6 protein-coding genes and 2 pseudogenes are annotated in these 6,057 nt (G+C 70.9%); all 8 read left to right on the top strand.

From position 1 onward, the window contains the following. Positions 1-117 (top strand): annotated as a pseudogene (locus ACIBJF_RS40305) (IS630 family transposase); the annotation flags it as partial. 270 nt (positions 118-387) lie between these two features. After that, positions 388-1,566 carry a cytochrome P450 gene (locus tag ACIBJF_RS40300; protein ID WP_399181604.1) on the top strand — a complete coding sequence of 393 codons (1,179 nt, stop codon included), beginning with the start codon at positions 388-390 and terminating at the stop codon, positions 1,564-1,566. A gap of 10 nt (positions 1,567-1,576) precedes the next feature. Then, positions 1,577-2,797: an RNA-guided endonuclease InsQ/TnpB family protein gene (locus ACIBJF_RS40295; RefSeq protein ID WP_399181602.1), complete on the top strand. Its 1,221-nt coding sequence runs from the start codon at positions 1,577-1,579 to the stop codon at positions 2,795-2,797. A 28-nt stretch (positions 2,798-2,825) separates the two neighbouring features. Then, positions 2,826-3,086: a cytochrome P450 gene (locus ACIBJF_RS40290; RefSeq protein ID WP_399181601.1), complete on the top strand. Its 261-nt coding sequence runs from the start codon at positions 2,826-2,828 to the stop codon at positions 3,084-3,086. Positions 3,087-3,111: 25 nt separating this feature from the next. Continuing rightward, positions 3,112-3,772, top strand: a pseudogene (locus ACIBJF_RS40285) (thioesterase II family protein). After that, the gene (locus ACIBJF_RS40280; RefSeq protein ID WP_399181599.1) at positions 3,750-3,884 is read left to right on the top strand and encodes a hypothetical protein; all 135 of its coding nucleotides are present in this window, start codon (positions 3,750-3,752) and stop codon (positions 3,882-3,884) included. The pseudogene ACIBJF_RS40285 and the gene ACIBJF_RS40280 overlap by 23 nt, the downstream one beginning before the upstream one ends. Positions 3,885-4,292: 408 nt before the next feature. Then, the gene (locus tag ACIBJF_RS40275; RefSeq protein WP_399181597.1) at positions 4,293-5,132 is read left to right on the top strand and encodes an esterase/lipase family protein; all 840 of its coding nucleotides are present in this window, start codon (positions 4,293-4,295) and stop codon (positions 5,130-5,132) included. A 30-nt stretch (positions 5,133-5,162) separates the two neighbouring features. Next, entirely contained in the window at positions 5,163-6,032 is an 870-nt protein-coding gene (locus tag ACIBJF_RS40270; RefSeq protein ID WP_399181596.1) for a GNAT family N-acetyltransferase, read from the top strand. Positions 6,033-6,057: the final 25 nt, after the last annotated feature.

Raw genomic sequence — 6,057 nt, 5'->3', positions numbered from 1 at the left:
CGCAGCTGGATCAACACCTGGAACGAAGACCCGAAACCCTTCGTCTGGACGAAGACCGCGGACGAGATCCTTGAACGCCTCGCAGGATATCTGAAGCGAATTCCCGACTCAGGACACTATGGGGTGCGGGCCGACGCCCCGGCCCGGGCCGCTCCAGGCCCGGGCCACCCCGACCGTGCGGTTCCCGACCGGTCGGCATCCCCGTGATCCCGGCCGTGGGACGGGGCCGTTCCCCCGGCACGGGGAGTGGCCCCGACTCAGGGGAGGGTAGGGGTGTTTCGGCTCGGCACGCCCGCCCTAGCGTGGGCCTCGCCCGCGCGGAACCGCGCAGACCCGCCCCCGACGCGCGCCTGCTCCATCGCGCCGAGACGCCATGGGAGATCCACGATGACGACCGAGCTGAACACCGTGACGCCGGACGACGCGGTGATCGAGCTGTTCAGTCCACCGCAGCCGGCGAACCCGTTCCCCCTCTACGACGTGCTGATGGACACCAACCGCGTCTATCGAAGCCCCTCCCTCGGTCTGTGGGCCGTGACCGGCTACGCCGAGGCCTCGGCGATCCTGCGTGCCAACACCACGTGCAACGGGCCGCGCGCCGCGAGCACCATGCGGACCGACTGGGCGGAGCACGAGGCGCTGCGCATGTACCTGAACGCGCTGATCACCCTGGACCCGCCGGACCACACCCGGGTGCGCGGCCTGGCCGGCCGGGTGTTCACCCCGGCCGCGGTGCGCGCGCTGGGTCCCAGCATCGAGCGGCTGATGCGCCGTCATCTGGACGACATCGTCGAGCAGTCGGCCGGTGGCGCTCCCGTGGATCTGATCAAGGCCCTGGCCAGTCCGTTCCCGGTGGCCGTGATCAGCGAGATGCTGGGCGTGCCGGACGAGGACGGCATGCACTTCTACCACGTGGCCAACAACTGGTCCCGGGTGTGGGCGGGCGGCTACTACTCGGAGGAGGACCTGGAGCGCGCCGACGAGGCGGCGGTCGAGCTGTGCGAGTACTTCGAGGGCATCCTCGACGCACGCCGTAAGAGCCTGCGCGAGGACCTGCTGTCGACCCTCGTGCGGGAGGGCGAAAACGCGCGCCTGTCACCGGAGGAGACGATGTCGCTGGCGACGTTCCTGTTCGTCGCCGGCTTCGAGACCACCACCTCGCTGATCAGCGCGGGTCTGATCTCCCTCCTGGAGCACCCGGACCAGCTGGAGCTGTGGCGCAGGGACTCCTCCGTCACGCAGACGGCGGTCGAGGAGCTGCTGCGCTTCAACACGCCGATCACCGCCGCCAGCCGGGTCATGAAGGAGGACACGCCGCTCGGCGACCAGACGGTCCCGGCGGGCAGCCTGGTCGTCGCGCTGCTGGCCGCGGCCAACCGCGACCCGCGGCAGTTCACCGGGTTCCTCCGAGGATGCCCCGGCCTTCGGGCCGGGGAGGAATCGGACTCCTGCGGGGCAGGGCAGGGATGGCCGGATCGCCATCAGGGCGATCCGGCGTCCACCCCGCACGGCGGTGATGTCGCCCGCAATGATCGAGAGCTCTCAACTGTCAGTCCGCTCGGGTAGGTTCGGATGCATGACGACAGAGGCGACCACGAAGGACGCCGGGCATGCCCGGTACACCTTCCGCGTGCGCTTGTCGGCTACCGCGCGGCGCGCACTCGAGGCGGAGTGGGCGCGCTGCCGGTGGCTCTGGAATGAGTGCGTCGCGAAGTCCAGGCAGGTCCACGCGCAGAGCCGGGCGACGGGCGAGAAGGTGACCTGTGGTCCGGCGCAGTTGGACAGGATGCTGACCGAGGCACGCGGGGTGACGCCATGGCTGGCTGAGGGCGCGTCGGTGCCGCAGCAGCAGGCGATACGCGACTTTGCCAAGTCCCGTGCCAAAGCGCTGAAGGACATCAAGGACCGGTTGCCGCAGCAGCGCCGGGCCCAGATGCCCCGCTTCAAGAAGAAACGGGAGGCGCGGCCCAGCCTCAACTACACCAAGCGCGGTTTCCGCCTTAAGGACGGCCGCCTGCACCTTGCGGGCCAGATCGTGCTGACGGTGGTGTTGTCGCGGGAGCTGCCCGCCGACCCGTCCAGTGTGCGCGTGTACCAGGACACGCTCGGACAGTGGTACGTGTCCTTCGTCGTTGCCGCGCAGAGTGAACCGCTCGCCGCCACGGGGCGCGTCCTGGGCGTGGACTGGGGTGTGAAGGAGACCGCCACCACCACCGACGACGCCTACGATCTGCCGCATGCCGAGCACGGCAGGCGGGCCGCGCAGCGGCTGGCGAGGTACCAGCGGATGATGGCCCGGCGTCGGCCTTCGAAGGGACAGCCCGCATCCGCGGGCTACCGCAAGGCGCGGGCACAGGCGGCGAAGCTGCACAAGAAGATCGCGCGGCAGCGGGAGGACACCGCCCGCAAGTGGGCCAAGTCCGTGATGCGCGGCCACGACGGGGCCGCGGTGGAGGACTTTCGGCCGAGGTTCCTGGCGAAGACCACCATGGCCCGCAAGGCGGCCGATGCCGCCATCGCCGCGACGAAGCGTGCCCTGGTCGAGATGGGCCGCAAGCACGGGCGGGAGGTCCGTCTCGTGCACCCGGCGCACACCACGATGGACTGTGCCACGTGCGGAGCGAGAACCAAGCACGCACTGCCTCTGTCGATGAGAACGTATACCTGCACCGCGTGTGGAGCCGTGTCCCCCAGGGACAAGAACTCCGCCCGCGTGATGCTGGTCCGGGCAGGTTGGAACCCGGACGGTGCCGAGGGCGTAAGACCACCCGAGCCGCCGGCTCCGGTGGCGGCCTGAGCCGTAAATCCCCGCTCAGCCCTGGAGGGTGACCCATCCCCTCCCTTCAGGGAGGGGAGCCTTCAACGATCCGGGCAGGCTGGACCTCACCCGCAGCGAGGGCGCCAACCTGGCCTTCAGCGCCGGCCCGCACTTCTGCATGGGCGGCAATCTGGCCCGGCTGGAGGCCGCGGTGCTGTTCCCAGCCTTCCTCGAGCGCTTCAGCAGCATCGAGGTGGTGGGCACGCCGGTGCGACGGGACGCCATCGGGCTGAACGGCTACGAAGAGCTCCAGCTGGTCCTGGCCTGAAGTCCGCGTTCCGGAAGGGGATCCGATGTCATCACCCGACCCTGCCGTGTGGCTTCGGCGGTACCACCCGGTCGACGCCCCGGTGTCACGGCTGATCTGCTGTCCGCACGCGGGCGGGTCGGCGAGCTACTACTTCCCGTTCTCCCGCGCGGTGGCCGACACCGGCGCCGCCGAGGTGAGCGTGGTGCAGTACCCGGGGCGCCAGGACCGCCACCGGGAGCCGTTCCTGACCGATCTTCAGGAATTGGCGCGCTGTGTCGTGGAGGCCGTGCTCGCCCACCGACGACGGCCGCCCGGTGTCCCTGTTCGGTCACAGCATGGGCGCCCTGCTGGCGTTCGAGGTGGCCCTGCAGCTGCGGGAGCGGGCGGCGCTCCAGGCCGACCGGCTGTTCGTCTCCGGCCGGCGCTCGCCCAGCAGCCCCACGACGGAGAACGTGCACCTGCGCGACGAGCAGGGTCTGCTGCGCGAGGTGCGTGCCCTCGACGGCACCGGTACCTCGATGCTGGACGACCCGGACGTGCGGGCCATGATCCTGCCTCCGCTGCGCGCCGACTACCAGGCGCTGGAAACCTACCGTTACCGCCCGTCACGCAGGCTGGCGATCCGGTCACGGCCGTGGTCGGCGACAGCGACCCGCGGACCCCGGTCGACGACGCCGGGAAGTGGGGGAGGTCACGGCCGGTGACTTCGACCTGCACTCGCTGCCGGGCGGGCACTTCTACCTGGTCGGCCAGTGGCCGACGCTGACCGAACTGCTGGCGGGCAAACTGGCGGGCACCGGCCGCGTCCCGCTGTGACCGTCGCCGTGCCGCCGCCGGTCCGGGCAGCCCCGGGCCGGCGGCGGCACACTGTGCGCGGCTTGGCCATCTGCTCGGGGCCCTGCACTGAGTGAGCGTGGTTCTCGAACCGGTTGGCCATGTGACCAACAGCGGCCGGGAGCGGGCGGAAACAGCAGGTGGGAGATGACCGACGCGCACGGCCTCAAAAGAGGTTCAGGAGGCACGTTTCCGCAGGTCAAGGGCCTCGACCTTACGGTCGCGGTCCTCGTTGCGTCGTTCTGGAACTTTCGGTGGGGAGTCGGGTCGGGACATGGAGCGTTAACCTCAAGGGAACACAGAGGAAGCGTTAACCTCAGGGGAACAAGGAGGAGGGGACGGAAGGGCAGGTGAGCTGCCACGGGTACTCCCTTCAGGACGCAATTGTCGGTGCCGGGGCTTTCGCCGGTGCGTGGCGTCGGCGCCGAGGCCGGCAGGGCGGCCGTACGGCTGGCCCGGCTCCCGTTCGACCTCGCGGTGGAGGGCGTGGTGCAGCTGACCGGGTTGCTCGGACACGCCCAGCCTTCGCGGTCCACGGTCGACGGCGAACCGGCGCAGGCCGAGTCGGGGGTTCCGGTACTGCTGGTGCACGGCCTGGCCGACCGGGAATGGGTCGTCTCGTCCCTGCAGCGTGGGCTGGGCGGCTGCGGGGCGGGCCCGTTCGTACCCGTGACGTACAACGGGCTCAGTCCGGACATCCGCACGGCGGCCCGGGTGCTCGGTGAACAGGTGGAGCTGACGGTCGGCCGGTGTGCCGGGCGGCCGGTGGTCCTGATCGGGTACAGCCTGGGCGGGCTGGTCGCCCGCTACTACGTGCAGTGCCTCGACGGGCATGCGCACGTACCCCTCGTGATCACCCTGGCGACACCGCACGGTGGGACGGCCACGGCCCTGCTGGCCCCGCCGCATCCGCTCCTGCGCCAGTTGCGGCCCGGCAGCGAGGTGCTGACCGAGCTCGCCGCGCCGGCCGCGGGCTGCCGGAGCCGGTTCGTGGCCTTCTACAGCGACCTGGACGAGGCCGTCGTGCCCGCGGCCAGGGGCCGTATCGATCATCCCGACCTGAAGGCCCGCAACGTGCTTGTGCCGGGAGTGGGCCACCTGACGCTTCCTCTTCACCAGCCGGTCATCGACGAGGTACGGGCACTGCTGACGGCGGTCGGGCAGACCGGCTTCACCCTTTCCCGGCCCGGCCGTGACAGCCGGGGCAAAACGGAGGACGCTGAAACCTAGCCGGTAAGAACATCCGTGCGGACCGACAGTATGGCTTTTTCGCTCAGCTCCTACAGCAGCGCGACCGTACGCCCGTATCGCCCCCAGGACGAAGGGGGAGTGCGGGGGCTGATCGGTGCCGACCGACTGCCGGGTCAGCAGCGGTGCGCACCGGAGCAGCTGGCCGCGGCCAGGCGCGGCGCGCCGGTCCTGGCCGGCTGGGCTGTGCCGGCCCGGCCGAGGATCAGCGTGCTGGCCGACGCCACAGACCGCCCTTGTGGCGTTGTCGCGTTCCTGTCGTGGGCCGATGTCCACAGCGGCGTGATCTGCTGGCTGTACGCCCGGGAGGATCCGCCCGCCCTGCGTGCCCTGCTCGGTCACGCACGTGCCGAGCTCGCCTGGTGCCGGCAGGTCGAGGCGTTCGTCGGCGCTCCGCCGAGTCCCCTGGGGCCGGGCGGGCTGCCGCGCATCCGCCGCGCCGCCACCCATGACGCGCTGATCGAGGCCGGGTTCACAGGCCGCCGCCAGGGCGCCTACCTGCACTGCGCCCTCTCGGGCGAGCCGTCGCCGGCGAAGCTGGTCGCCGACGTCTTTCCCTGCGACTTTCCCCCGGGGCATCGGCTGATCGTCCGTGACGGGGCCGAGCCGGTCGCGGAGGCCGTGGTGAGCGTCGGACCGGACCGCATCGCGACCGTCTACTGGATCGAGACCCGTCGCACCCACCGCGGCAGGGGCCTGGGGCACAAGCTGCTCGGCCAGGCCCTTGCCTTGCTGGCCGAGCAGGGTGCCGTCGAGGCCGCGCTCGTCATCGACGACTTCCCGCCCCGCACCTCGGAGAGCGAGGCCGCTTCCCGGCTCTTCAACTCCTTCGGCTTCACCCTCGTCGACGAGCTGTGGACCTACCTGTGGCGGCACCCCTGAGCCCTGCGGCCGGCCGCAGGGCTCA

The organism is Streptomyces sp. NPDC050743, from assembly GCF_044456925.1.
Taxonomy (GTDB): domain Bacteria; phylum Actinomycetota; class Actinomycetes; order Streptomycetales; family Streptomycetaceae; genus Streptomyces.
This window is presented reverse-complemented; position numbering and strand designations above follow the sequence as displayed.

Excerpts from the sequence above, each read along its gene's own strand:
- ACIBJF_RS40300 (WP_399181604.1), top strand. The coding sequence starts at position 388 with ATGACGACCGAGCTGAACACCGTGACGCCGGACGACGCGGTGATCGAG.
- ACIBJF_RS40295 (WP_399181602.1), top strand. The coding sequence starts at position 1,577 with ATGACGACAGAGGCGACCACGAAGGACGCCGGGCATGCCCGGTACACC.
- ACIBJF_RS40270 (WP_399181596.1), top strand. The coding sequence starts at position 5,163 with ATGGCTTTTTCGCTCAGCTCCTACAGCAGCGCGACCGTACGCCCGTAT.